General features: G+C 63.2%; 19 protein-coding genes. 8 read left to right on the top strand and 11 right to left on the bottom strand.

What is annotated here, in order from left to right:
- Nucleotides 1-33 precede the first annotated feature (33 nt).
- From A2I95_RS07855 to A2I95_RS07835, 5 genes are all read right to left on the bottom strand, one after another.
- Nucleotides 34-2,856, bottom strand: a complete 2,823-nt coding sequence (locus A2I95_RS07855) for a molybdopterin oxidoreductase family protein (RefSeq protein WP_291729241.1) — start codon at nt 2,854-2,856, stop codon at nt 34-36.
- A 96-nt stretch (nt 2,857-2,952) separates the two neighbouring features.
- On the bottom strand, nt 2,953-3,987 hold the full coding sequence (gene pta / locus A2I95_RS07850) for a phosphate acetyltransferase (protein WP_291729240.1): 1,035 nt from the start codon (nt 3,985-3,987) through the stop codon (nt 2,953-2,955).
- Nucleotides 3,988-4,021: 34 nt separating this feature from the next.
- Nucleotides 4,022-4,768 carry a sulfite exporter TauE/SafE family protein gene (locus tag A2I95_RS07845; protein ID WP_291729239.1) on the bottom strand — a complete coding sequence of 249 codons (747 nt, stop codon included), beginning with the start codon at nt 4,766-4,768 and terminating at the stop codon, nt 4,022-4,024.
- A gap of 5 nt (nt 4,769-4,773) precedes the next feature.
- Nucleotides 4,774-6,546, bottom strand: a complete 1,773-nt coding sequence (xsc, locus tag A2I95_RS07840; protein WP_291729238.1) for a sulfoacetaldehyde acetyltransferase — start codon at nt 6,544-6,546, stop codon at nt 4,774-4,776.
- A gap of 260 nt (nt 6,547-6,806) precedes the next feature.
- The gene (locus A2I95_RS07835; RefSeq protein ID WP_291729237.1) at nt 6,807-8,267 is read right to left on the bottom strand and encodes a PLP-dependent aminotransferase family protein; all 1,461 of its coding nucleotides are present in this window, start codon (nt 8,265-8,267) and stop codon (nt 6,807-6,809) included.
- Nucleotides 8,268-8,373: 106 nt separating this feature from the next.
- On the opposite strand from A2I95_RS07835, the gene A2I95_RS07830 reads away from it, so the two are divergent.
- Complete coding sequence (locus tag A2I95_RS07830) at nt 8,374-9,117, top strand: hypothetical protein (RefSeq protein ID WP_291729236.1); 744 nt, start codon at nt 8,374-8,376, stop codon at nt 9,115-9,117.
- Nucleotides 9,118-9,315: 198 nt separating this feature from the next.
- Complete coding sequence (locus tag A2I95_RS07825; RefSeq protein WP_291729235.1) at nt 9,316-10,071, top strand: SDR family oxidoreductase; 756 nt, start codon at nt 9,316-9,318, stop codon at nt 10,069-10,071.
- Between the two features lie 73 nt (nt 10,072-10,144).
- Here A2I95_RS07825 and A2I95_RS07820 read toward each other — a convergent pair whose 3' ends face one another.
- Nucleotides 10,145-11,542 (bottom strand): aminotransferase class III-fold pyridoxal phosphate-dependent enzyme, encoded by a 1,398-nt coding sequence (locus A2I95_RS07820; protein ID WP_291729234.1) that lies wholly within the window; start codon nt 11,540-11,542, stop codon nt 10,145-10,147.
- 294 nt (nt 11,543-11,836) lie between these two features.
- Here A2I95_RS07820 and A2I95_RS07815 point away from each other — a divergent pair, with 294 nt between their 5' ends.
- Nucleotides 11,837-12,613: a 3-keto-5-aminohexanoate cleavage protein gene (locus tag A2I95_RS07815; RefSeq protein WP_291729233.1), complete on the top strand. Its 777-nt coding sequence runs from the start codon at nt 11,837-11,839 to the stop codon at nt 12,611-12,613.
- 2 nt (nt 12,614-12,615) lie between these two features.
- The gene (locus tag A2I95_RS07810; RefSeq protein ID WP_291729232.1) at nt 12,616-13,944 is read left to right on the top strand and encodes an aspartate aminotransferase family protein; all 1,329 of its coding nucleotides are present in this window, start codon (nt 12,616-12,618) and stop codon (nt 13,942-13,944) included.
- 50 nt (nt 13,945-13,994) lie between these two features.
- On the opposite strand, the gene A2I95_RS07805 is transcribed toward A2I95_RS07810, so the two are convergent.
- Nucleotides 13,995-14,663: a DsbA family oxidoreductase gene (locus A2I95_RS07805; protein WP_291729231.1), complete on the bottom strand. Its 669-nt coding sequence runs from the start codon at nt 14,661-14,663 to the stop codon at nt 13,995-13,997.
- 173 nt (nt 14,664-14,836) lie between these two features.
- Between A2I95_RS07805 and A2I95_RS07800 the strand changes: the two genes are divergently transcribed.
- Nucleotides 14,837-15,865, top strand: a complete 1,029-nt coding sequence (locus A2I95_RS07800; RefSeq protein WP_291729230.1) for a D-cysteine desulfhydrase family protein — start codon at nt 14,837-14,839, stop codon at nt 15,863-15,865.
- Between the two features lie 141 nt (nt 15,866-16,006).
- On the opposite strand, the gene eda is transcribed toward A2I95_RS07800, so the two are convergent.
- From eda to zwf, 3 genes are read right to left on the bottom strand one after another with little or no spacing between them, the layout of a single operon-like run.
- Nucleotides 16,007-16,657 carry a bifunctional 4-hydroxy-2-oxoglutarate aldolase/2-dehydro-3-deoxy-phosphogluconate aldolase gene (gene eda, locus A2I95_RS07795; RefSeq protein ID WP_291729368.1) on the bottom strand — a complete coding sequence of 217 codons (651 nt, stop codon included), beginning with the start codon at nt 16,655-16,657 and terminating at the stop codon, nt 16,007-16,009.
- A gap of 3 nt (nt 16,658-16,660) precedes the next feature.
- Nucleotides 16,661-18,469, bottom strand: a complete 1,809-nt coding sequence (gene edd, locus A2I95_RS07790; RefSeq protein WP_291729229.1) for a phosphogluconate dehydratase — start codon at nt 18,467-18,469, stop codon at nt 16,661-16,663.
- Nucleotides 18,470-18,517: 48 nt separating this feature from the next.
- On the bottom strand, nt 18,518-19,978 hold the full coding sequence (gene zwf, locus A2I95_RS07785) for a glucose-6-phosphate dehydrogenase (protein WP_291729228.1): 1,461 nt from the start codon (nt 19,976-19,978) through the stop codon (nt 18,518-18,520).
- A 416-nt stretch (nt 19,979-20,394) separates the two neighbouring features.
- On the opposite strand from zwf, the gene A2I95_RS07780 reads away from it, so the two are divergent.
- On the top strand, nt 20,395-20,601 hold the full coding sequence (locus tag A2I95_RS07780; RefSeq protein WP_291729227.1) for a hypothetical protein: 207 nt from the start codon (nt 20,395-20,397) through the stop codon (nt 20,599-20,601).
- Nucleotides 20,602-20,787: 186 nt separating this feature from the next.
- Nucleotides 20,788-21,891 (top strand): CaiB/BaiF CoA-transferase family protein, encoded by a 1,104-nt coding sequence (locus tag A2I95_RS07775; RefSeq protein WP_291729226.1) that lies wholly within the window; start codon nt 20,788-20,790, stop codon nt 21,889-21,891.
- 22 nt (nt 21,892-21,913) lie between these two features.
- Here the strand turns inward: A2I95_RS07775 and A2I95_RS07770 are convergent, their stop codons facing one another.
- Nucleotides 21,914-22,699 carry a helix-turn-helix transcriptional regulator gene (locus A2I95_RS07770; protein WP_291729225.1) on the bottom strand — a complete coding sequence of 262 codons (786 nt, stop codon included), beginning with the start codon at nt 22,697-22,699 and terminating at the stop codon, nt 21,914-21,916.
- Nucleotides 22,700-22,843: 144 nt separating this feature from the next.
- On the opposite strand from A2I95_RS07770, the gene A2I95_RS07765 reads away from it, so the two are divergent.
- On the top strand, nt 22,844-24,829 hold the full coding sequence (locus tag A2I95_RS07765) for a CocE/NonD family hydrolase (RefSeq protein ID WP_291729224.1): 1,986 nt from the start codon (nt 22,844-22,846) through the stop codon (nt 24,827-24,829).
- The last annotated feature ends 100 nt before the right edge of the window (nt 24,830-24,929 follow it).

Here is a 24,929-nt window from a genome sequence, read left to right as displayed (position 1 = left end):
CTTGGCAATTTTCTTCGAAGAAAATTGCCCCCGTCATTTGCCGACCTTCCATTTCAGTTCTTTCGGGCCAGTGCCGACAGGCGATTCCTGCGCCGGGAAGACGGGCTGGCTTTCCTGCAGATCTGCGGGTGCAGCGGCCTTTTCAATTTTCACTTTCAGATCGAACCACGCCGCCTGGCCGGTGATCGGGTCAGAGTTGGCCCATCGCATGCCGTCGCCTTTGGGCGGCAGCAGTTCATGGATCAGGTGGTTGAGCAGGAAGCCCTTGGTGGCCTCTGGTGCGTCCTCTTCCAGCGCCCAGGCGCCCTTGCGTTTGCCGATGGCGTTCCAGGTCCAGACGGTGTTGTCGTTCAGCGCCGCCATCTCCATCACCGGCACGGTGATCTCGCCATGCGGCGAGGTGACCCTGGCCCAGTCGCCGTCCTGCAGATTGTTCTCGCGCATCAGTTTGGTTGGAACATACAGCGGGTTGCGGCCATGCAGCTGGCGCAGCCAGGCGTTCTGGGTGCCCCAGGAGTGGTACATTGCCATCGGGCGCTGTGTCAGCGCATTGACAGTGAAACCTTCGTTGCCCTGCTGGTCGGTCTCGTACCAGATCGGCAGCGGGTCCATCACGTCCTTGACCCGCTGGCGCAGGTGGTCCGGCGGCTGGCGGTCGCCATAGCCTTCGGCGGCGAGCTGGAACTTGCGCATCGGCTCCACATAGAGCTGGAACAGATAGGGCTGCGGGCTGTCATAGATGCCCATATCCACCGCCCAGTCCTGATAGGCGGTGTTCCAGGGTTTGTAGTAGCCTGCCTCTTCCGGAATGTGGGCCACATGGAAGCCGCCGTTTTCAATGTACTGGTTCAGCTGCTCCGGGTTCACCTCGCCGCGGCCGGTTTTGCTGCCGTCTTCACCGCGGAAGCCTGACAGCGGGCCAATCCCCGGCTTGCGCTCGTGGTTGACGATGTAGTCGGCGTAGTCTTTCCACTTGGCCGTGCGGTCCTCGTTAGTGAAACCCGGCAGCTTCATCCGGTTGGCGAGCTGGACCAGCACGGTCTGGAAGCCGCGCACGTCGCGGTCCGGCTCAATCACCGGCCAGCGGATCGCATCGGCTGCCGCATCCGCCTCGCAGATCGGGCGGTCCAGCAGCGAGATACAGTCGTGGCGCTCCAGATAGGTGGTGTCAGGCAGGATCAGGTCGGCAAAGGCCACCATTTCGGACGAATAGGCGTCTGAGTAGATGATATGCGGGATCTTGTAGTCGCCGTTCTCATCCTTGTCGGTCAGCATCTCCATCACACCCTTGGTGTTCATGGAGGAGTTCCACGACATGTTGGCCATATACATGAACAGCGTATCGATCTTGTATGGATCGCCTGCATGTGCGTTGGAGATCACCATGTGCATCAGCCCATGCGCTGACATCGGGTTTTCCCAGGTAAAGGCCTTGTCGATCCGCGCCGGGCTGCCGTCTTCCTTCAGCGCCAGATGTTCAGGCCCGCGGACAAAGCCGAGGTGCGGGCCGTCCAGCGGGGTATCGGGCGTTGCCTTGCAGTGCGGGGTCGGATGCGCCTCGACCGGCTTGGGGTAGGGCGGCTTGAAGCGGAAACCGCCGGGGACTTCAACCGTGCCGAGGATGATCTGCAGCACATGCAGCGCGCGGCAGGTCTGGAAGCCGTTCGCATGCGCAGACACCCCGCGCATCGAGTGCATCGAGACCGGGCGGCCAATCATCTTGGTGTGTTTCTCGCCGCGGAAATCGGTCCATTCGCGGTCCAGCTCAAACGCCTCGTCAAAGGCGACGCGGGCCAGCTCCCCGGCAATGGCGCGGATGCGCTTGGCCGGGATGCCGCATTTGTCGGCAATGGCTTCGGGAGCGTATTCATCGGCCAGATAGCGTTCAGCCATCTGGTGGAAGACCGGGCGGTGGGTGACACCGTCTTTTTCATAGACTGCCGACAGGTCGGGGCGGACGCCGGGCTGGTCGAACGGAGTCAGCTTGCCGGTAGTGCGGTCGATCACCAGCATCTTGCCGTCATCGTCGCGCAGGAACAGGCCGTTTTCCGGCCCTTCGGAAGCATTCACCAGTACCGGCGCGTTGGTGTAGCGGCTGAGATAGTCGAGATCGATCTTGCCGGCCTTCATCAGCACATGGATCATCGACAGGATGAACAGCCCGTCGGTGCCCGGTGTGATGCCGACCCATTCGTCCGCAATCGCGTTATAGCCCGAGCGGATCGGATTGACGCCAATCACCCGCGCGCCGCGCTTCTTGATCTTTCCCAGCCCCATCTTGATCGGGTTGGAATCGTGGTCCTCGGCGACACCGAACAGCATGAACAGCTTGGTGTGGTCCCAGTCGGGCTGGCCGAACTCCCAGAACGCGCCGCCCATGGTGTAGATGCCCGCGGTCGCCATGTTGACCGAGCAGAAGCCGCCATGCGCCGCATAATTCGGGGTGCCGAAGCTTTGCGCCCAGAAGCTGGTAAAGCTTTGCGACTGGTCGCGGCCGGTGAAGAAGGCCAGCTGCTCGGGCGCCTCATGGCGGACCGGTTCCAGCCAGCCCACCGCAATCGCCAGCGCCTCGTCCCAGGAGATTTCCTTGTACTGGCCGGAACCGCGCGGGCCGGTGCGGATCATCGGCGCCTTCAGGCGTGACGGCGCGTTGACCTGCATGATGCCCGCCGAGCCCTTGGCGCAAAGCACGCCCTTGTTCACCGGGTGGTCGCGGTTGCCCTCGATATAGGCGACTTTGCCGTCTTTCATGTGCACATTGATGCCGCAGCGGCAGGCGCACATGTAACAGGTGGTCTGCCGGATCTCGTCCGAGACCTTGGGTGAGGTGTTCAGGATTGGCTGCTGATGGGTCATGGGCGGGTCCTGTTGGGTGTTTCGGGCGACCGTATGACGGAAAGCCTCAATTGTGGAATAGTGTTCTGCGAGGGTTCTGGTTTTTGGGAGGATGGTTCAAATATCCGGACCTGATGCGCCTGCGGCCTGCAGGATGGTGACGGCGATGATCTGGGTGACATCCTCGGCGCTGCAGCCGCGCGACAGGTCGTTGGCCGGTTTTGCCAGCCCCTGCAGCACCGGGCCGATGGCGGAATACCCGCCCAGACGCTGGGTGATCTTATAGCCGATATTGCCGGCATCCAGATTTGGGAAGATCATCACATTGGCCTGGCCCGCAACGTTTGAGCCGGGTGATTTCCGTTCTCCGATGGCGGGCACAAAGGCGGCGTCGAATTGCAGTTCGCCATCGGCCTGCAGATCAGGATGTGCGTCCTGGAACAGGCCCAGGGCTTCAGTCACCTTGTCCACCGCCGGATGCTTGGCGCTGCCCTTGGTGGAGAAGCTGAGGAATGCCAGTTTCGGATCCGCCCGCAGCAGCGCTTGCGCGGACCGGGCCGAGGCGGCGGCGATCGAGACCATCTCGACGGGTTTCGGATCAATCACCAGCCCGCAATCGGAATAGAGCATCGCGCGAGTGCCATCCGGGGCACCTTCCGGCGGGTACATCAGAAAAAAGGAGGAGACCATGCCCGCATCCGGCGCCATGCCGATCACCTGAATTGCGCTGCGCACCACATCGCCGGTGGTGTGGACAGCACCGCCGACGGTGCCGGTGGCATGGCCCAAGCGTACCAGCATGGCGGCATAGACCAGCGGGGATTCGGCGGCCTTGCGGGCGGCGGCCTCATCCACGCCCTTGTGCTTGCGAAGCTCAAAGTATTCAGCGGCGAAGGTCTCGGTCAGCTTGGATGTGGCCGGGTCGTGAATCGCCACGCCACCGCCGGCGCTAGCGCCTTCGGCCTGCAGGGCGGCTTCGACCGCTGCCTGCGGACCAATCAGGATCACATCGGCGATGCCGGCCTGATGTGCGGCCAGGGCACCGGCTGCCACGCGGGGATCAGCGCCTTCGCTAAGGGCAGCAATAGGACGGGTGGCCGGGGCTTCGGCCTGCAGCAGTTCAAGGGGAGAGAGTGTTTTGGTCACGGGCATTGGTCCTGTAGCTGCGGTTCGGGGCGTCGGGCGCTCAGAACGCCAGTCTTGCAATATTGATCAGCGAAAAGGCGGTCAGCATCAGCACCACCGCGCGCCGGAACAGCCTTTGGGAGACTGCCTGAAAACTGCGGGAGCCGGCCCAGATGCCGAGCCCCAGAATGGGAAAGGCCAGCAGGATGCCGGTGAGTGTTTCCGGCCCCACCAGCCCGTTTGCGGCCATCACCGGCAGCGCCATCAGGTCGATGCCGGTCAGAAACACGATCATCGTGGCGCGGAATACGGCAGGCGGCACCGGCTGTGCTGTCAGGAAGGCTGCGACAGGCAGGCCTCCGACACCGGCACTGTTGGCGATGCCTGCGATGGCGCCGACGCCTGCGGTGCCATTGCGCCCCACCGGACGTTCCAGCTGCCAGCCGCTTAGCAAAACCAGGCTCAGCACCAGGATCAGGCACGAGATCGCCATCCGCGCCTCGTATTCTCCCAGCCGGGCCATGATGGCGATGGCGGGAACAGTGGCGACGGCGGCACCTGCCAGCAGGGCAAAAGCGCGGCGCCAGTCGATATGCGGGCGAATGCCTCGCGCCTGAAAGACGGTCATGGCGATTTCGCAGGAAAACACCACCGGGATCAGCGGCAGCGGGTTGGTGGTCAATGCTGCCAGAATGATAAAAATCGCGGAAAATCCAAAGCCGGAAAAGCCGCGGATCAAGGCCGCCGCGAACAACGCGGCGGCCAGATAGGCCCCCTGGCCCATTGAAAGGTCAAAGGGCAGGGGCATCAGGATCAGACCTGCTGCGGACGCATGTCGTCTTTGCTGATGCCAGCAACGGCGACCGGTTTCTTCATCGCGTCGCGGCGGAAAGGCTCACCCAGTTCCTGGTTGATCATCGCTTCGATCAGGGTGGTGATGCCTTTCTTCTGGTCTTCGCAGGCCTGACGCAGGGCGTCGGTCAGCTCGTCCTGTGTGCGGGCGATCACACCTTTCAGGCCGCAGGCATTGGCGATGCCGGCATAGGAAACCTGCTGGTCCAGCTCGGTGCCGACAAAGTTGTCGTCGAACCACAGGGTGGAGTTGCGCTTTTCCGCGCCCCACTGGTAGTTGCGGAAGACAACCTGGGTCACGGCGGGCCATTCTTCGCGGCCGATCGCGGTCAGCTCTGTCACAGCGATGCCAAAGGCACCGTCGCCCGAGAAGCCGACAACCGGAACGTCCGGGCAGCCGATTTTCGCGCCGACAACCGCAGGCAGGCCATAGCCGCAGGGGCCGAACAGGCCGGGAGCCAGGTATTTGCGGCCGTCCTCAAACGACGGGTAGGCGTTGCCGATGGCGCAGTTGTTGCCGATGTCCGAGGAGATGATCGCTTCTTTCGGCAGACCTGCCTGGATCGCACGCCATGCGCGGCGCGGGCTGAGCCAGTCGGGCTTGGCAGCGCGGGCACGTTCGTTCCAGGTGGTGCCGGGATCGTCTTGCTCGCTGTCCATCGAGGACAGTTCCTGGGCCCAGGCCGACTTGGTGTGCGAGATCAGCGCCTTGCGCTCGTCGCGGCCGGCGTCGCCTGCGGTGTCCGCCAGTTGACCAAGGATGGTGCCGGCAACGGTTTTTGCGTCGCCAACGATGCCCACGGTGACTTTCTTGGTCAGGCCGATACGGTCCGGGTTGATGTCAACCTGGATGATTTTCGCGTCGGTCGGCCAGTAGTCGATGCCGTAGCCGGGCAGGGTCGAGAACGGGTTCAGGCGGGTGCCCAGTGCCAGCACGACGTCAGCCTTGGAGATCAGCTCCATGCCGGCCTTGGAACCATTGTAGCCCAGCGGGCCTGCAAACAGCGGGTGCGAGCCGGGGAAGGCGTCGTTGTGCTGGTAGCCAACGCAAACCGGGGCATCCAGACGCTCGGCCAGAGCCATCGAAGCAGGGATCGCGCCGCCGATGACAACGCCGGCACCGTTCAGGATGACCGGGAATTTGGCGCTCGACAGCAGCTCGGCTGCCTGGCTCACCGCATCCGCACCGCCGGAGGGCAGTTCAAAGTCGACGATTGCCGGCAAGTCGATGTCGATGACCTGAGTGAAGTAGTCGCGCGGCACGTTGATCTGGGCAGGTGCCGAGTTGCGCTTGGCCTGCATGATCACGCGGTTCAGAACTTCGGCCATGCGGGAAGGGTCGCGCACTTCTTCCTGGTAGCAGACGCAGTCGGCAAACATGCGCATCTGTTCCATTTCCTGGAAACCACCCTGACCCATGGTCTTGTTCGCGGCCTGCGGGGTGACCAGCAGCAACGGGGTGTGGTTCCAGTAGGCGGTCTTCACGGCGGTCACAAAGTTGGTGATGCCGGGGCCGTTCTGGGCGATCATCATCGACATTTTGCCGGTGGCGCGGGTGTAGCCGTCGGCCATCATGCCGCCGGACCCTTCGTGGGCGCAGTCCCAGAAGGTGATGCCTGCCGGCTCAAAGATATCGGAAATCGGCATCATGGCCGAGCCGATGATGCCAAAGGCGTGTTCGATGCCGTGCATTTGCAGGGTTTTGACGAAGGCTTCTTCGGTGGTCATTTTCATGGCGGGTTCTCCTGAGTGAGACGCGGAATTCCCCCGGGCACGGTGCCGGGAATTGACTCTGGTTTAGGGGGCGGGGGGAGGCCGGGTTAGGGCCAGTTATTAAACCCGGATAGGTCCAAAACTGGACCTATGAAAATAGCAGGACAGGATTTTCACATAAGCTTCAGTTGGTCACGCGATGCGGGCACATGAATGCAAGCAGGGCGGCAAATGATACGTTTGGTATCATTTGCCGCGCCAATCGCCGCAAGCTTCTGGAGTCAGCCCTGCTTCAGTGCCTTAGCAATCAGTGCCAGGCCAGGCTCGATCCTTGTGGCGGGAATCGAAGAATAGCCAAGCCGGTAATAGTTCTGCTGGCGGTGCTCGGCACCAAAGAACGGTGCGCCGGGCTCGATGATGACGCTCTTCTCCTTCAGCCGTTCAGCAACAACGGCGGTATCCACGCCGTCAGGCGCCCGCATCCAAAGAGCCGAGCCGCCAAAACTTCCGACGCCAGCAATGGTGAGGCCGTGCTTGCGGATGGCATCCTCGATCACTGCGCGGCGGTCATGCAGAACCTTGGCAGTCCGGCGGATCTGGGCGTCGTAGTGTCCCAGCGACAGGAAATAGGCGACCGTGCGCTGGACATGGCCCGGCGGATGCCGCAGCACGCTGGCGCGCAATGCCCTGGCCTGGCGGATGAACGGTTCCGAGCCAACCAGATACCCAAGCCGCAGCCCGGGGAACAGCGATTTGGAGAAACTGCCGGCATAGATCACCCGTCCTTCGGTATCGAGAGACTTCAGCGAAGGGGACGGCGCGCCAAGAAAGGACATCTCGAACTCGTAGTCATCCTCGACGATCACTGCGTCGATTTCGCTGGCCCGCTGCAGCAGCTCTTTGCGCCGTTCCATCGGCATGGTGAAGGTGGTCGGGCTTTGGTGGCTAGGGGTGCAAAAGATCACATCGGTGTCTTGCGAAATCTGCTCTGGCGGCAGCCCGCCGTCATCGACCGGAATGCAATCGACCTGGCACCGGGTCTGCACCACCTGGTCGCGCAGGGTGTAATAGGCCGGATCTTCCACCGCCGCCCGTCGTCTTCGGTTCAGCAGCAGCTGGCAGGTGATCCACAGCGCATTCTGGGCACCCAGCGTGATCAGGACCTCTTCGGGGCGGGCGGTGATTCCGCGCCGCGGCAGTGTGTGACGGGCGATGTATTCGATCAGCAGCGGATCGTCCTGGTCGAAATAATCATTTGCCAGGGCGGCAAAATCCTTCTGCCCCAACGCCCGCAGCGCGCACAGCCGCCAGTTGGCATGGTCAAACAGCGAGGCATCGGCCTGCCCGTAGATGAAGGGATAGCGGTACTCGCGCCAGTCCTGGGGTTTGCGCGGGGTGTCGCCGCCGGTGAAGCTGCGCGCCAGCACCTTGCCCCAATCCATCGCATCGCCGGACTTCTGCTGCGGCGTGTAGGAGGGCGGCACCGGCGCATTGTCTGAGACGAAGTACCCCGAGCGCCCGCGCGAGGTGAGGTAGTCATTGGCCAAAAGCTCGGTATAGGCCAGCGTCACGGTGATCCGGCTGATCCCCAGATGCGCCGCCAGCTTGCGCGAGGATGGCAGTTTCTCCCCGACCCGGAACCGGCCGGACAGAATGCCCTCGGCAATCATTTCCTGGATCTGCGCCTGCAGCGTGCCCTGGGCGTCTGGGTTGAGGAAAAAGGTATCGACGGAAATGGCCATGCGCGCCACCTTAGGGTGGACTTAAGCGGGGTGCAATCTGGACTTAGGGCCAGTTTCGCGGAATCTGCGGCTTGCACTGGTCTGGCCGGGGAGCCAGTTTGATGCCATGTTTAAAGTATTCGGCCATCTGGCACTTTTTGTTCTTTTGACCCTTTTCACGCAGCTTGGCGGAGCCGCCTGGCTGGCTGCGCTGTGTTTCCGGCGGCGGTTGGCGGCCTTTCTGTTTCTGTATCTTGGCGTCAGTCTCGCCGCTGTCTGGGGCGCACCGCTATTTGGCAGGACGGCGCTGAGCTGTTGGGATCAAGGGCCGCTGCAGGTGCAATCCTGGGTCTACTGCGCCTTGAACCGGAACTACGTGACACCAGAACTGGCAGAGCTGCTGCAGGACACTGCCGCGGCTATGGACCGGGCCTTTCCCGGCACGGTGACACAAGTACTGGACGCGAATTTTCCCGTACTGCCCGGGTTCCCGCTGCTGCCGCATCTGTCCCATGACGATGGCAGAAAGGCCGACCTTGCGTTCTTTTATTCGGATGCCGAGGGATATGCGCCTGGGGCAACCCGGTCGCCCCTGGGCTATTTTGCATTTGAGCAGGGGCCAACGGACTGTCCCGGAAGCTGGCTGACTCTGCGCTGGAATATGGGTCTCTTGCAGCCGCTCTGGCGGGATCTGAAGATCGACGCCAGCCGGACCGGCCATCTGCTGCAGATCTTGGCGGCGAATAAGCGGGCCGGAAAGATCTTTCTGGAACCGTATTTGCAAGACCGCTTAGGGGTTCGCTCCAGCAAGTTGCGCTTCCAGGGCTGCCGGGCGGCCCGGCATGACGACCATATTCACTTGCAACTCTGATTTGTGCTGCTTGCTTGAGCCGGTCGGGGCACAGCGCCCATGCGGCCAAGATTGATTGGGTGAGCAGGGTGCCCCGGATGTTTTGACCCGTTTCTTGCGGTTGCGGATCTGTCCCTCGGTGTAAGCGCAGGAAACGGGTCGAGCGCAGCTGGGCGGGGCGCTTAGTTTAAAGCCATTCAACTAATGGAGGCTTTGACGATGGAACTGAAAAACAAGACACTCATCATTACCGGTGCCAGCAGCGGCATTGGCGCCGCTGCAGCGCTGCTGCTTGCGGCAGAAGGGGCCAATGTCGTGCTGGGGGCCCGGCGGCAGGCTGAACTGCAGACCCTCGCCGGGCAGATCAACCAAAGCGGCGGCAAAGCGGCCTGTCTTGCCGGCGATGTCACCAGCGAAGCCTATTCGGCAAACTTGGTGGGGCTTGCTGCGGAAGAATTCGGCGGGCTCGACGGGGCTTTCAACAATGCGGGCACGATGGGCGATATGGGACCCGTGGAACAAATGGATGCCGCCAATTGGAACGCGGTAATCGCAGCCAACCTGACAGGTGCTTTTTTCTCGGCCAAGGCGCAGATACCGGCGCTAAGGGCGCGGGGCAGCGGATCGCTTGTCTTTACCGGATCTTTTGTTGGCTTCAGCAACGGCGGCATGCCAGGCATGGGCGCCTATGCCGCGTCAAAGGCCGGGCTGGTCGGGCTGGTCCAGTCGCTGGCCTCTGATCACGCGGCAGAAGGCATCCGGGTGAATGCTTTGCTGCCCGGCGGGACCAAGACCGCCATGGCGGGCGACGATCCGGAGACACACAGCTTTATTGCCGGCCTGCACCCGATGAAGCGGATGGCCGCGCCGTCCGAAATTGCCCAGGCCGCAGTGTTCCTGTTGTCGGACCGGTCCAGCTTCGTAACCGGAACCCCAATGGCGGTGGACGGCGGGGTTGCCGTGCGGCTGGTCTAGGCCCCTGTACCAAAAAAGAAAAAGCGCCCCGAAAATTTCGGGGCGCAGTTTGATCGTCCAACAGGGAGAGTTGTCAGCCGAATACTTTGGTCAGGGCCTTGTCGACCGCATCGCAGATCTGGTCGATGTCGTCTGCGGTAGCGATCAGCGCCGGGCTGAAGCACAGGGTGTTGTTACGGCCCGGCAGCGAGCGGTTGGTGACACCGATGATCACGCCCTGCGCGCCGCATTCCGCGACAACCTGCTGGGCCAGCTTCTCGTCCACCGGCTCCTTGGTTTCACGGTCTGCAACCAGCTCGGCGCCCAGGAACAGACCCTTGCCGCGCACATCACCGATCACGGCATGCTTTTCCTGCAGCGCACGCAGGTTGTTCAGCATCCGCTCGCCCATGGCGTTGCAGTTGTCCAGCAGGTTCTCGTCTTCGATGATGCGCATGTTTTCCAGCGCCGCGGCGGGGCCTGCAGTGCAGCCGCCAAAGGTCGAGATGTCGCGGAAGTAGCCCAGCGGATCCGAGGCATCTTCCTTGAACATGTTGAAGACTTCCTCGGTGGTCACCATGCAGGCAATCGCCGCATAACCCGAGGCCACGCCTTTGGCCATGGTCACGAAGTCCGGCTTGATGCCGTACTGCTGGTAGCCGAACCACTTACCGGTCCGGCCAACGCCGCAGACCACTTCATCGATGTGCAGCAGCACGTCGTGCTTCTTGCAGATCTCCTGCACCCGCTCCCAATAGCCTTCCGGCGCCTCGATGACGCCGCCGCCTGCGGTCACCGGCTCCAGGCACAGGGCGCCAACGGTTTCCGGGCCTTCGCGCAGGATCACTTCCTCGATCGCGTCCGCAGCTGCAATGCCGAACTCGCGGCCGGACAGGTGCTCCAGGCCCAGTTCATGCTTGCGGTATTCCATGCAGTGGGGGACGCGGACGAAGTCCGGCGCAAACGGGCCGTACTGCGCGTTGCGCTCGTCCTGGCCGCCCGCCGACATGGTCGCCAGGGTGGAGCCGTGATAGTCGCGGTCGCGGTACAGGATCTTGGTTTTCTTGCCGCCGTATTTCTTGTGGGCGATCTGGCGGATCATCTTAAAGGCCTTCTCGTTGGCCTCGGATCCGGAATTGGTGTAGTAGACGCGGGTCATGCCCGGCATCTTCTCGATCAGCTTTTCGGCAAACAGCGCGCCGGGGATGGAGCCGGCCGAGTTGGCGAAATAGCAGATCTTCATCATCTGTTCGTAGACGGCTTTACAGACGCTTTCGCGGCCATAGCCGACGTTGACAGTCCAGACACCGCCGGACACCGCATCCAGGAACTCCTTGCCGTTCTGATCCCAGACGCGCATGCCCTTGCCTTCGACAATGATGCGCGGGTCAGTGGTTTCCAGCGCCTTGTGCTGGAACAGGTGATGCCACATGTGGGCCTTGTCGGCCTCGACCACACGGGAGAGATCGTTTTCGTTGAACGTGCCGTCCATGACATGTCCTTTCGGCGTTAGAAGTGAATCAGGCTGCCCGGAACCCTACAGGGCTTCAGAGGCGTATTATGTACCAGAAACGTCAGATTCCGGGAATTGGTTAGGGCCAGAGCATGTGCTTGCTTAGGTCCAGAGCTGCCCGGCTCAAGCAATTCAGCGGCGGATCAGGGGGTGCAGAATCGCCGTAAAACAAACGTTCTGAAATGACGGCCTTGAGAGCGGTTGTCACGGGCTGCAGGCTGCAGGCATCCTGGACGCGAGTCGCGGCAGGGCAGGCTGCAGAGGGGGAGACCGGTGGCAGAATACAGATTGATGGTGGCTGCGAACGGCGCCCGGCGCGGGTGCGGGGATCACCCGCAGCTGCCGGTGACGCCACAGCAGACGGCGAGGACTGCGGCGGCCTGTTTTGCGGCCGGCGCCCAGGCGCTGCACCTGCATGTGCGCGACAATGAGGGGCGCCATTCGCTGGACGCGGGCCGTTACCGCGAAGCCCTTGATGCGGTGCGGGAAAGAGCGCCGGGAATGGCAGTGCAGATCACCACTGAAAGCGCCGGTGTCTATGACACTGCTGCCCAGTTAGCCTGTCTGGAGGCGTTGCGGCCTGTCGCGGCTTCGGTTTCAATCAGGGAGATGGCCCGGGACGCCAGCACCGCCGCGCGGGCCTATGCGCTGTGCGCAGAGGCCGGCACCCAGGTGCAGCACATCCTCTATGGTCCCGAATGTATCGCCCAGCTGCGCAACTGGTATCAGGACGGCACCGTGCCGGGTGCCATGCGCGATGCGATCTTTGTTCTGGGCAAATACAATCCCCCGGTTCTGGCGCAGCCCGCAGGCCTGGCCGCCTTCCGTGACGCTACGGCAGATTTGCGCCTGAACTGGACCGTCTGCGCCTTTGGCCGGCATGAGCACGCCTGCCTGCTGGCCGCCGTGACCGCGGGCGGGGATGCGCGAATCGGATTTGAGAATAACATCGAAACACCCGAAGGCGGGCTGCTGGCCGACAACGCAGCCTCGGTCACCGCCTTTGTTCAGGCCGCAGCGGCCCAGGGCCATAGCCTCAAGGAGTGCTAACCATGTCTCACGTCTTTCCCCGCCATACCAAGGCTGAATTGCCCACTGCCGTCTCCGGCGAAGGCTGCTATCTGATCGACGCCGAGGGCAAGCGCTATTTCGACGGCTCCGGCGGCGCCGCGGTGTCCTGCCTTGGCCATTCCGACGCTGATGTCATCAAGGCGGTGCAGGAACAGGCGGGCAAGCTGGCCTTTGCCCACACTGGTTTCCTCACCTCGGAACCGGCCGAGGAGCTGGCCGATCTGCTGGTGGCCAACGCGCCGGGCGACATTGACCGGGTGTACTTTGTCTCCGGCGGCTCCGAAGCAACCGAGGCCGCGATCAAGCTGGCCCGCCAGTACTATCTGGAGCGCGGCGAACCACAGCGCCGCCACATCATTGCCCGCAAGCAAAGCTATCACGGCAATACCCTCGGCGCGCTGGCAGCAGGCGGCAACGAATGGCGCCGCACCCAGTTTGCGCCGCTGCTGATCGACATCTCCCATATCTCGCCCTGCTACGAATACGTGGGCCGGGCAGAGGGCGAAAGCAGCTATGACTACGGCCAGCGTGTGGCCAACGAATTGGAGGAAGAGATCCTCCGCCTCGGCCCCGAAACCGTGATGGCCTTTATGGCCGAACCGGTGGTCGGCGCCACCTCTGGCGCGGTGCCGGCGGTTGCGGGCTATTTCAAGCGTATCCGCGAGACCTGTGATCAATACGGCGTGCTGCTGATCCTCGACGAGGTGATGTGCGGCATGGGCCGCACCGGGCATCTGTTTGCCTGCGAGGCTGACGGCGTGGCCCCCGATATCCTGTGTATCGCCAAGGGACTGGGGGCAGGCTACCAGCCGATCGGGGCGATGCTCTGCACCCGGCAGATCTATGAGGCGATTGAGCACGGCTCAGGGTTTTTTCAGCACGGCCACACCTATATCGGCCATCCGGTGGCCACGGCAGCGGGCCTTGCCGTAGTCAAGGCGATGCTGGAGCGCGGGCTGGTGCAGCGCTGTGCCGAAATGGGTGAAAAGTTGCAGGCGGCCTTGGCAGAGCGCTTTGGACAGCACCCCAATGTCGGCGACATCCGTGGCCGCGGGCTGTTCCGCGGGGTGGAGCTGGTGGCGGACCGCGAAACCAAAGAGCCCTTCGATCCGGCGCTGGGCCTGGCCAAGAACATCAAGAAGGCGGCGTTCCAGGCAGGTCTCATCTGCTACCCGATGTCCGGCACCCGCGACGGCCAGAACGGCGACCACATCCTGCTGGCGCCGCCCTTCATCATCACCGATGAGCAGATCGTGGAAGTGGTGGATAAGCTGGAAACCGCGATCACCCAGTGCTTGCCACAAATCTAAGCGGTTCGAAGAAATGACGCATCGCCCGACCGAGAGGCCGGGCGATGCCCTCAGCGCAATTCACTTTCGGCAGCGCCAAGCTGCTCCAGGACGCTGGCATAGTTTTCTACCCCCTGCGCCCCGGTCACCAGGTGGCGGCCATTGAACACCATCGCAGGCACCCCGCGGATGCCTTGGCCTGTCCAGAGCGCCTCGCGCTGGCGCACGCTGTCCGCATGTTTGCCGCTGTCCAAGGCGGCACGCGCCTCAGCACCTTCCAGGCCAAGGCTGTCAGCGGCTTCCACCAGCACCCCAAGGTCCGAGACATCCTTGCCTTCAGTGAAATAGGCCTGCAGCAGCGCCTGTTTCATTGCGTGTCCCTTGCCGCGCTCTCCGGCCCATTCGATCAGCTGGTGCGCCTGAAACGTGTTGTAGATCCGCATGCCGTCAAAGAAGCGGAAGCTGAACCCCAAGGCCTCTCCCAGCTCCGTCAACTGCGCCCGCACCTGCGCCGATTGTTCCGCGGTGCTGCCGTATTTCGCGGCCAGATGCTCTCGCAGGTCCTCACCTTCCGGCGCCATGTCGGGGTTCAATTCAAACGGCTGCCAGTGGATGTCCAGCTGAACTCCGGCGCGGCGGGCGGCAAAGGCCAGTTGGCCATAGCCCACCGCGCACCACGGGCAGACAACATCTGAAATGATATCGACCCTGAGAGCGGGGCGGTTCGAGGTCTCTGCCATCCGGCTGGTCCTTTGATTTTCAAACTCTGACCCTGGAAATGGGGGCGGCGAGACTGGATAACAACCGGGGCTGCGGGCTTGCCAGAGATGTAAATCGAGGACAACCTGTCCCATAACAAGCCGCTCCCCTGTTACGAAGCCAGTCTTGGATTTCAGCCTGAAAAGAAGCTGCCATGCCCCGGATCGACATGCTCCTCTCCGCCTTTCCCCGCGCCAGCCTGCTGGAACAGGCCACGCCGCTGGAACGTCTCGACCGGCTGTCCGCCGAGTTGGACATCGAGCTTTGGATCAAGCGCGACGACCTCACCGGCCTCAGCTTTGGCGGCAACAAGACGCGCCAACTGGAGTTCTATATCGGTGCGGCGCGCGCGGCTGCGGCCGATACCATCCTGATCACCGGCGCGGTGCAGTCGAATTTTGCCCGTACCGCCGCCGCGGCGGCAGCGAAATGCGGGATGCAAGCGGTGCTGCAGCGAGAGGAGCGGGTGCCGGGCATGGATCCGCTCTACTACAGTTCGGGCAATATCTTTCTGTCGGACATCCTTGGTGCCGATGTGATGCGCTATCCCGAGGGCGAGGATGAGGCAGGCGCGGATGCCGCCCTGGAAGCCCGCGCCGATGACTTGCGCGCCAAGGGCCGCAGCCCCTGCATCATCCCGCTTGGCCTTGGCCATCCGCCGCTAGGCGCGCTGGGCTATGTGCAGGGCGGTGCGGAGCTGGCAGCGCAGATCGGCAGCTTTGATGCGGCGGTGGTGCCGTCGGGCAGCGGGGCGACCCACGCTGGGTTTCTGACCGGAGTGCGTCTTGCGGGTATCACCGCGCCGGTCTTTGGCATCTGCGTGCGCCGTGATGCTGCATCGCAGAAATCGCGGCTGGAGCACGTGGCAGATGCGCTGGCAGACCTGATAGGCATCCCGCGTCCGTTTGGCCATGATGGCATTCTCACTTGGGACGGTGCGCTCGCCCCTGGATATGGCCGCGCAGGACTGGCCACCCGTGCCGCGCTGCAGCGCATGGCCAAGACTGAGGGGATCCTGCTGGACCCGGTTTACTCTGCCAAGACCTTTGCCGGACTGCTGGGCTTGCTGGAGCAGGGTGCAATCACCAGGGGGCAGAAAGTTGTGCTGCTGCATACCGGCGGGCTGCCGGCGCTGTTTGCCTATCAAAACGAGCTTGGTTTCGGTGGAGCCGACGCGCCATGATCCGCTGCCAGTGGATTGCGCGCAGGCCCCAGGGGATCTTTTGCAGCGCCGTCCCCGCGGGGACACGGCGGAATAACTGCGGACCGTGAAAGGCCGCCGGTCATGGCAGGGGCGGAACTGACCTGTGGATTTTGCTGTGACTTAGCTTTTGCCGAGTTGGCTCGCGTCACGGGCAATTGCTTCGATTGCGGTCCAATTGCCAGCTTTGACCAGATCGGGTGGCGCCACCCAGCTGCCTCCGGCGCAGACAACATTAGGCAGGTTCAGGTAGGTTTCCGCATTGGCGGGGCTGATGCCGCCGGTGGGGCAAAAGGAAATCTGCGGCAAGGGCGCGCCGATGGCTTTCAGTGCGGGCGCACCGCCTGAGGCCTCAGCCGGGAAAAACTTCAGCATCCCGTAACCACGGGCCAGAAGCCGCATCGCCTCGGTTGCGGTGGCAGCACCGGGCAAAAGCGGCAGGCCGATGGATTCGCAGGCGTCCAGCAGGTCATCCGTCGCGCCGGGGGAGACGCCGAACTGCGCGCCGGCCTCCTTGGCGGCTTCGGCATCCTTAGGAGTGATCAGCGTGCCGGCCCCAACCACGCCGCCCTTCACCTGCGCCATCTCGCGGATCACATCCAGCGCAGCACCTGTGCGCAGGGTGACTTCCAGCGCGGGCAGCCCGCCTGCAACCAATGTTTCGGCCAGAGGGCGGGCATGGGCCGCATCCTCCACCACCAGCACCGGCATCACCGGCGCCAGGGTGCAGATCCCGCAAGTGCGCAGGCTGGCGTCCTGAGGGGTTATCCGCATCATCTAAACTCCAAAAACGCTGGCGCCTTCGTCGGCCGAAGCGACCGAGCGGCGGAAAAGGGAAAACAGCTCACGCCCCGTGCCGTGCTGATAGGCACTGAGGTCGGCAGTGGCGGCATCTCGCTCCAGCACGCCGCCGGTGAGGATTTCCAGCGTGCCGCACACCGCGTCCAGCCGCAGCAGGTCGCCGTCCTGGAGTTTGGCAATCGGGCCGCCGTCCAGCGCTTCAGGCACCACATGGATTGCGGCGGGGATCTTGCCGGAGGCACCGGACATCCGCCCGTCGGTGACCAGCGCCACCTTCTGGCCCTTGCCCTGCATGATACCCAGCATCGGGGTCAGACTGTGCAGTTCCGGCATGCCGTTGGCCTTGGGGCCCTGAAAGCGCACCACAACGATCACGTCGCCGGTGAGTTCCCCTGCCTTGAAGGCGGCCTTGGCCTCTTCCTGGTCATGAAAGACGCGGGCGGGTGCCTCAATGACTTGGTGTTCCTTGGCCACTGCCGAGACCTTGATCACCGACGTGCCCAGGTTTCCGGTCAGCCGCTTCAACCCGCCGGTCGCCTGGAACGGCGCATCGGCGGGGCGCAGCACCGCGTCGTTCAGGCTTTGCCCCGGACCGGCGCGGAAGGTGAGGCCATCTTCCGACAGGAACGGTTCCATGACGTAGTTCTCCAGCCCTTCGCCCGCCACGGTTTTGGTGTCGGGGTGCAGGCAGCCGGCCTTCAGCAGCTCGCCGATCATGTAGCCGAGGCCACCGGCGGCGTGGAAATGGTTCACGTCGGCCAGCCCGTTGGGATAGACACGCGCCAAGAGCGGCACAGCTTCCGAAAGATCCGCAAAATCCTGCCAGTCCAGCAGGATACCGCCCGCCCGCGCCATGGCGATCAGGTGGATCAGCAAGTTGGTAGAGCCGCCGGTGGCCATCAGCCCGACAATGCCGTTGGTATAGGCTTTTTCGTCCAGCACGTCGCAGACCGGGGTGTAATTGTTCCCCAGCGCGCTGAGCGACAGCGCCCGTTTGGCGCCCTCGACGGTGAGTGCTTCGCGCAGCGGTGTGCCGGGGGTGACAAAGGAGGAGCCGGGCAGGTGCAGCCCCATGAACTCCATCAGCATCTGGTTGGTGTTGGCCGTGCCATAGAAGGTGCAGGTGCCGGGCCCGTGATAGGCAGCCATCTCCGCTTTCAGAAGCTCATCGCGCCCGATTTCCCCGGCGGCGAATTTCTGGCGGATCTGGGCCTTTTCGTCATTGGCCAGACCGCTGGTCATTGGTCCGGCGGGCAGGAACACCGCCGGGATGTGGCCGAATGCCTGGGCGCCGATCACCAGCCCGGGCACGATCTTGTCGCAGACGCCAAGGAACACCGCCGCGTCGAATACATTATGGCTGAGCGCAATGCCCGCGGCCATGGCGATGGTGTCGCGGGAAAACAGGCTGAGCTCCATGCCGGGTTCGCTTTGGGTGACGCCGTCGCACATGGCAGGCACCCCGCCCGCCACTTGGGCGGTGCCGCCGCCTTTGCGCACCGCGTCGCGGATCAGGGCCGGATAGGTCTCAAACGGCTGGTGCGCCGAAAGCATGTCATTATAGGCGGTGACAATTCCCAGGTGGCCCTTGGCGCCTTGGGCCAGTGTCTGCTGGTCCGCCCCGGTGGCGGCATAGGCATGGGCCTGGCCGGAACAGGACAGATGCGCCCGTGCAGGCCCCTTGCCGCGCGCTGCCCGCATCCGCTCCAAATAGGCCGAGCGGGTGGTCTCGCTGCGGGCGATGATGCGATCGGTGACGGCGGCCAGGGTGGGGTTCAGGGTCATGGGGTGCCTTTGTAGCAAACTGCGGGGGCAAAGGGGAGGGCAGTCATTTCAGGTTCCGATACTGCGCCAGCGGCGGCTGTCGCGGTGGATCAGCAACAGCGAGTCATCGGGACCCGTGCTGCCGCTGTCATAGGGCTGCGGCGCTTCGCCGGCGTCTTCCCAGCCGGCGATGATCGGATCAGCCCAGGCCCAGGCCGCCTCGACCTCATCGCCGCGCATGAAAAGGGTCTGGTTGCCACGGATCACATCCATGATCAGCCGTTCATAGGCATCCTGCGGGCGGCCCGACTCAGGCAGCTCATCAGCGAATGTCATGTCCAGGTTGGCGCCGGTCAGGCGCATGCCGCCGGGGCCGGGGTCCTTGATGGTGGTTTTCAGCGTGATGCCCTCATCCGGTTGCAGGCGGATCACCAGCACATTTCCATGCACGGTGCCGGAGCCCTCGAAGATGTTGTGCGGGGGATCGCGGAAATAGACCGCGATCTCGCTCACCCGCTCGCGCAGGCATTTGCCGGTGCGCAGATAGAAGGGGATCCCGGCCCAGCGCCAGTTCGCCACCTCCACCTTCAGCGCGATATAGCTTTCGGTGCGGCTGGCGGGATTGCGGGCATGGTCACGGTAGCTGTCGCTGGATTTGCCGCCGTTCCGGCCCCTGTACTGGCCGCGGGCGATATTGGATTGGGGCACCGGGCGCAGGGCCTCGATCACCTTGACCTTCTCGTCGCGCACCGCGTTGGGGGTGAATTGCGCGGGCGGCTCCATTGCGGTGAGGCACAGAAGCTGCATCAGGTGGTTCTGCACCATGTCCCGCATGGCGCCGGATTTGTCGTAGTATTCGCCGCGCCCCTTGACGCCGATGCTTTCGGCGACGGTGATCTGCACATGGTCGATGTGGGAGGAATTCCACAAGGGTTCAAACAGCGAATTGGCAAAGCGCAGGGCCATCAGGTTTTGCACTGTTTCCTTGCCCAGGTAATGGTCGATCCGGTAGATCTGCCGTTCCTCGAAATGCGCCCGCAGCGCAGTGTTCAGAGATTGGGCCGAAGCAAGGTCATGGCCAAAGGGTTTTTCCAGCACGATACGGCTGTCCGGCGTGGCGATGCCGGTCTCGCTGAGGCGGCGGGCGATATCGGTGAACAGCGAGGGACCGACCGACAGGTAGAAGGCGCGCACCGCATCGTCGCGCAGTTTCCCGTGAATCATGTCCCAACCGGTATCGCCGCGGGCATCCACCGCGACATAGTCCAGAAGCGCGGTGAAACCGGCGATTTCCGCAGGCGTGGTTTCCACATCCTGGCCGAAATCGCGGATCGCATCGGCGGTCTGGGCGCGGAATTCCTCTGCCGTCAGTGCGCTGCGCGAGCTGCCGATGATGCGGCACTCATCGCTGAACTGGCCGATCTGGAAGCGGTGGAACAGCGCCGGCAGGATCTTGCGGCGGGCCAGGTCGCCGGTCGCGCCAAACAGCACGAGGTCAAAGGGTTCAACGGGGATGACGCGGGAAACCATTGATTTTACATCGCTGTTCTACAGAGGCCGGGCCATTGTGCCGCTTGGGGCGGGGCAATTCAATTGCCTCTGTTGCCATACGGCTGGTTAAAGTTGAGTTATCGCTAACATGTGAGGCCGGTGAGGGCCATCCGAAAAAATGAGGCTGCCGACTCGCTTGCAAATAGGTCAGCCTTGCTGCCCGGTCCTGGGCTTCCCGCCTGAATTGACCGTCGGCTTGAAGGAATTGTGAAGCCATAAGTGCCGATCCTGGGCCAAGCGCGGTTTTCCTACGGGCGCGGGTACTGGACGAGTGCTCGGCGCTGGATGATAGCGGCACCCAATGCTGGGCTGACGGCGGTCATCTGGTTTTCACCCGCGGTTACCGCCGCCCGATGTCGGTGCGTTGGTTGGAGCGCTTGGAACACCGGTCAAAAGTGCATGCGGAATCCCGCTCCTTCCACTATTGCGACACCTTCACCAGTCCGGTTGCCTTCGCCGAACGGGAGCTCACCTGGTCTCCCAGGAAAGGTGAAAAGACCACCGCGGTCAAAGCGCTAGCTGATGACGCAATGCTGAGCGTTGCCAATACGCTGAGATCCCATGCACTGGCGGGCTACTATCAGGACGGCTGGGATCAGTGATTTGAGGCGGGCCGTCTCCCGGCATGGGAAACAAACCGGAAACCCGGGTTTTCCGCGCTGGAGTTTTGGTGAAATTCCGGTGCCGCTGACGGCGGGCTTTGAGGTATTTGATCAAATCTTGCGGGAACGTGCTGCAGCCGCTAAGCATGATCCGGAGGACACAGGCACCAACAGGGAGGAATGCCCATGACCCCGCTCGTCGGCCTTAAAGTGGTTGAGCTTGCCCGCATCCTGGCCGGGCCCTGGATCGGCCAGTCGCTGGCGGACCTGGGTGCCGAAGTGGTGAAGGTGGAAAGCCCGGACGGCGACGATACCCGCAAATGGGGACCGCCGTTCATTGAGCGGGATGGCGACAAAACCGCCGCCTATTACTATGCCGCCAACCGGGGCAAGGACTGTGTAGTTGCTGATTTCCGGACTGAGGGCGGCAAGCAGACTGTCCTTGATCTGATCCGCGACGCTGACATCCTGATCGAGAACTTCAAGGTTGGCGGTCTGCAGAAATACGGATTGGATTACGACAGCCTGGCGCAGATCAACCCGCGCCTGATCTACTGCTCGGTTACCGGATTTGGCCAGGACGGGCCTTATGCCAAACGGGCGGGGTATGACTTTCTGCTGCAGGGCATGTCGGGGCTGATGTCGATCACCGGCGCGCAGGACGGCCAGCCCCAGAAAGTCGGAGTGGCGATCACCGATATTGTTACCGGGCTTTATGGCACCATTGGAATTCTTGCGGCAGTGGAGCAGCGCCATACAACAGGCCGCGGCCAGCATCTGGATATGTCGCTGATGGATTGCGCGACGGCCCTGCTGGCAAACCAGGCAATGAACTATCTGGCAACCGGCGACAGTCCGGTGCGGCTGGGCAATGATCATCCGAATATCGCGCCTTATCAGGTGATGGCGGTGAAGGACGGCCATGTGATCCTGGCGGTGGGCAATGACGGGCAGTTCCAGCGGCTGTGCGATGTGCTGGGGCTGGCAGAGGCCAAGGCGGATGCGCGGTTCCAGACCAACCAGCTGCGGGTTGCTAACCGCAAGGCGCTGACGATGGTTCTGGAGGACGTGCTGGCGGCCTGGACGCAATCGGATCTTCTGGCGGCGCTGGAAGCGGCGACGGTGCCTGCCGGGCCGATCAACACCATCGGGCAAGCCTTTGAGGATTCGCAGATCCAGCACCGTGGGATGCAGATCGAACCGGAGGGTGTGCCGGGGGTGCGGGGGCCGTGGAAGTTTTCAGAAGCGGAACTTGCGCTGGAGAAATCGGCGCCGAAGCTGCTGAAGTGACCGCCTGGCCGCGAAGCTGCTGCTAGACGTTCACATCCACGCTCAGCGGCAACTCCTCCCCCAGCAGGCGGCGTACCTTGGGGTCCAGGTGCGGGCTGTCTTCGCGGCAGGCGCCGGTGGCGCCGAGCGCCTCGCGCGCGGTGACCCGCTCGCTGATCCGGACCCAGACGGTGCGGGCGGCGTAGGGCGGCTGGTCGGCGCGGGCGGAGATGCCCAGCACCAGGCCTTGCAGATAAGAGGTCTGCTGCGGATGAGCGGGCATCAGCACTGTCTCTGACAGGAACCCAGGCGAGCGGCGTGGGCTTTCGTACATGCAGATGCGGTTATTGTGAAACACCGCCATACCACGGTAACGGCCGCGCTGGCGGATGCTGCCGTCGCTGGCGGCGGCGCGCTCAAACGTGTCGGTTGCCACATGGCCGTCCTCTTCGCGCAGGCGGATCAGGGTGCGCATGACATGGCCGGGCCATGTCGGAGTGCGGTAGTAGCCGTTGTAAAAGCCGAAGAACCGGCGCATGTGGCGGGCCTGGCCTGCAAACTGGGCGCCAAAGTGCTGGGCGGGCGCGGCGATGCCTGCGCGCCGTACGCTTTGCGCTTGGCGGAAGTCCTGGTGCGGGGCAAACAGCTGCTCTTCTTCCAGCCCGAAAAACTGCGCAATGCGGCGCAGGTTGTGGGCCGAAGGCAGCCCGTGGCCGTTGAGGTAGCGGTTGAATTGCTGGCGGTTGATGCCGATGCCGCGGCAGACTTGGGCAATGCTGCCGGTCTCGGCGCAGAGCCTGCGCAGGTTGCGGGCAAAATCTTCTTGCATTGGCGCGGCCCTTTTCGCGGTTTGGCTGCCAAACTGCGTACATCTGCTTACACCTGCGGACAAGTGCTGCCTTTTCACGGGGAGCAAGTTTGGGGAAGGTGGGGCCAAGGGGCGCGGCCCGGACCACAAGACAAGGAACAGCAAATGCCCGGCGCATTCACCATCATTGAAAACACCTGGATCACTCTGCCGGACGGGCGCAAGCTGTCGGCGCGGATGTGGATGCCGGAGGGCGAGGGGCCGTTTCCGGCAATTTTGGAGTATTTGCCCTATCGCAAGCGCGACGGCACCGCGCCCCGCGATGAGACTACACATCCGGTTTTCGCTGCCGAAGGCTACGCCTGTATCCGGGTGGATGTTGCTGGCACCGGCGACAGCGAGGGGGTGTTTGACGACGAATACTCCGAGCAGGAGCTGAGCGACGGCGAGGCGGTGCTGGCTTGGATCGCTGCGCAGCCCTGGTGCACCGGCAATATCGGTATGATCGGCATCTCTTGGGGCGGTTTCAACGGGCTGCAGCTGGCGTTCCGCCGCCCGGCGGCTTTGAAGGCAGTGGTCTCGGTTGCCTCGACCGTGGACCGTTATGCCGATGACATCCACTACATGGGCGGCTGTTTGCTGAGCGACAACGCCAACTGGGGCAGCCAGATGTTTGCCTACCAGTCGCGCCCCGCGGATCCGGAGCTGCGCCCGGATTGGCGCGCGGACTGGATCAAGCGGATCGAAGAGATGCCTTTTATGGCGGCCGAGTGGCTGCGGCATCAGACACGGGACGGCCAGTGGCGGCATGGCTCGATCTGCGAGGATTGGTCCGCAATCCAAGTGCCGGTGCTGGCGATCACCGGCTGGGCGGATGCCTATGTGAACGCACCGCCTGCGCTGGCGGCGAACCTGCAGGTTCCGGCCAAGGCGATGATCGGTCCGTGGGAGCACCGCTATGCCCATATCGCCAAGCTGGATCCGGCGGATTTCCATGGCGAGGTGCTGGCCTGGTTCGGCAAATGGCTGAAGGGCGAGGAGACCGGGGCCGAAGACCTGCCGGATTATCGCGTTTACATGCAGGAGCATTTCAACCCGGCGATGCAGAACAAACCGCGTCAAGGGCGCTGGGTGGCGGAAGCCGCGTGGCCTTCGCCCAATGTGCAGGAGCGGGTGATGCATCTGGGGCAGGGCGTGCTGTCGGAAACGGCGTCGGAGGGCACTGCAGCGGTCAGCAGTCCGGCAATCGTGGGGCAGGCGTCGGGCTACTTCTGCCCAGGGATGCGGTTCGACAATGAACTGGCTGGCGATCAGGCTGGCGACGATGCGCTGTCCGCCTGTTTTGACACGGCGCCGTTGGCAGAATCGCTGGAACTGCTGGGCCGGCCGCGAGTCAAGGTGGCGTTCAGCGTCGACAGGCCGGTGGCGCAGCTGGTGGCGCGGCTGTGTGATGTCTCGCCCGATGGCGTGTCGCAGCGGATCACCTTCCGGCCGCTGAACCTTTGCTGCCGCGACGGATTCGAGGCGCCCCGGAAACTGGTGCCGGGCGAGCGGTACGAGGCGGAGATAGAGCTGAACGAGTGCGCCCACCGTCTGAAAACGGGGCACGTGCTGCGGCTGGCGCTATCGACGTCCTACTGGCCGATTGTCTGGCCCGCGCCGGAAGCGGCGGAAGTCACGCTGCATCTGGAAGGTTGTACGCTGGTGCTGCCGGAACGCCGGGTTGCAGAAGAGATCGCGCCGCAGAATCCCGGCGCGCCGCGCGCCTACCCGCTGCTGCAGGCGGAGCAGCTTCGCGATGCGGGCGGCACCTCCAAGACCTGGACCCGGGAGGACGGCGCGCTGGTGCTGGATACCTTTGACGATTACGGCAAGGCGGTGGATCCCTGCCACGGCATGTGCGTAGGCAGCCATGTCTCCATGCACTACGAGGTGCATCCGGATGATCCGGCCACGGCTGCCTTTGCAAGCGACTGGAATTTCGAATTCGAGCGTGGCGGCTGGCAGGTGTCGATTGATACTGAAAACAAGGTGACCTGCGACCGGGAAAATTTCTATCTCTGGCGCCGGGTGACCGCCTTTGAAGGCGTGAATAAGGAAGTTGTCCTGGTCAAGGAGTGGAAAGAGACGATTCCCCGGGGGGTGCTGTAAACCCGGGCAGGATACGGGCGGATTTTCGGCAATTCGTCCGCATTTGCCTTGGTTTTGACATAGTGCGTTACCAAAAGCACACAGGGCCTTAACCATTTGA

This window comes from Leisingera sp. F5 (assembly GCF_001593695.1).
The sequence above is the reverse complement of the archived record's forward strand: the minus strand, read 5'-3'. Positions and strand labels throughout refer to the sequence as shown.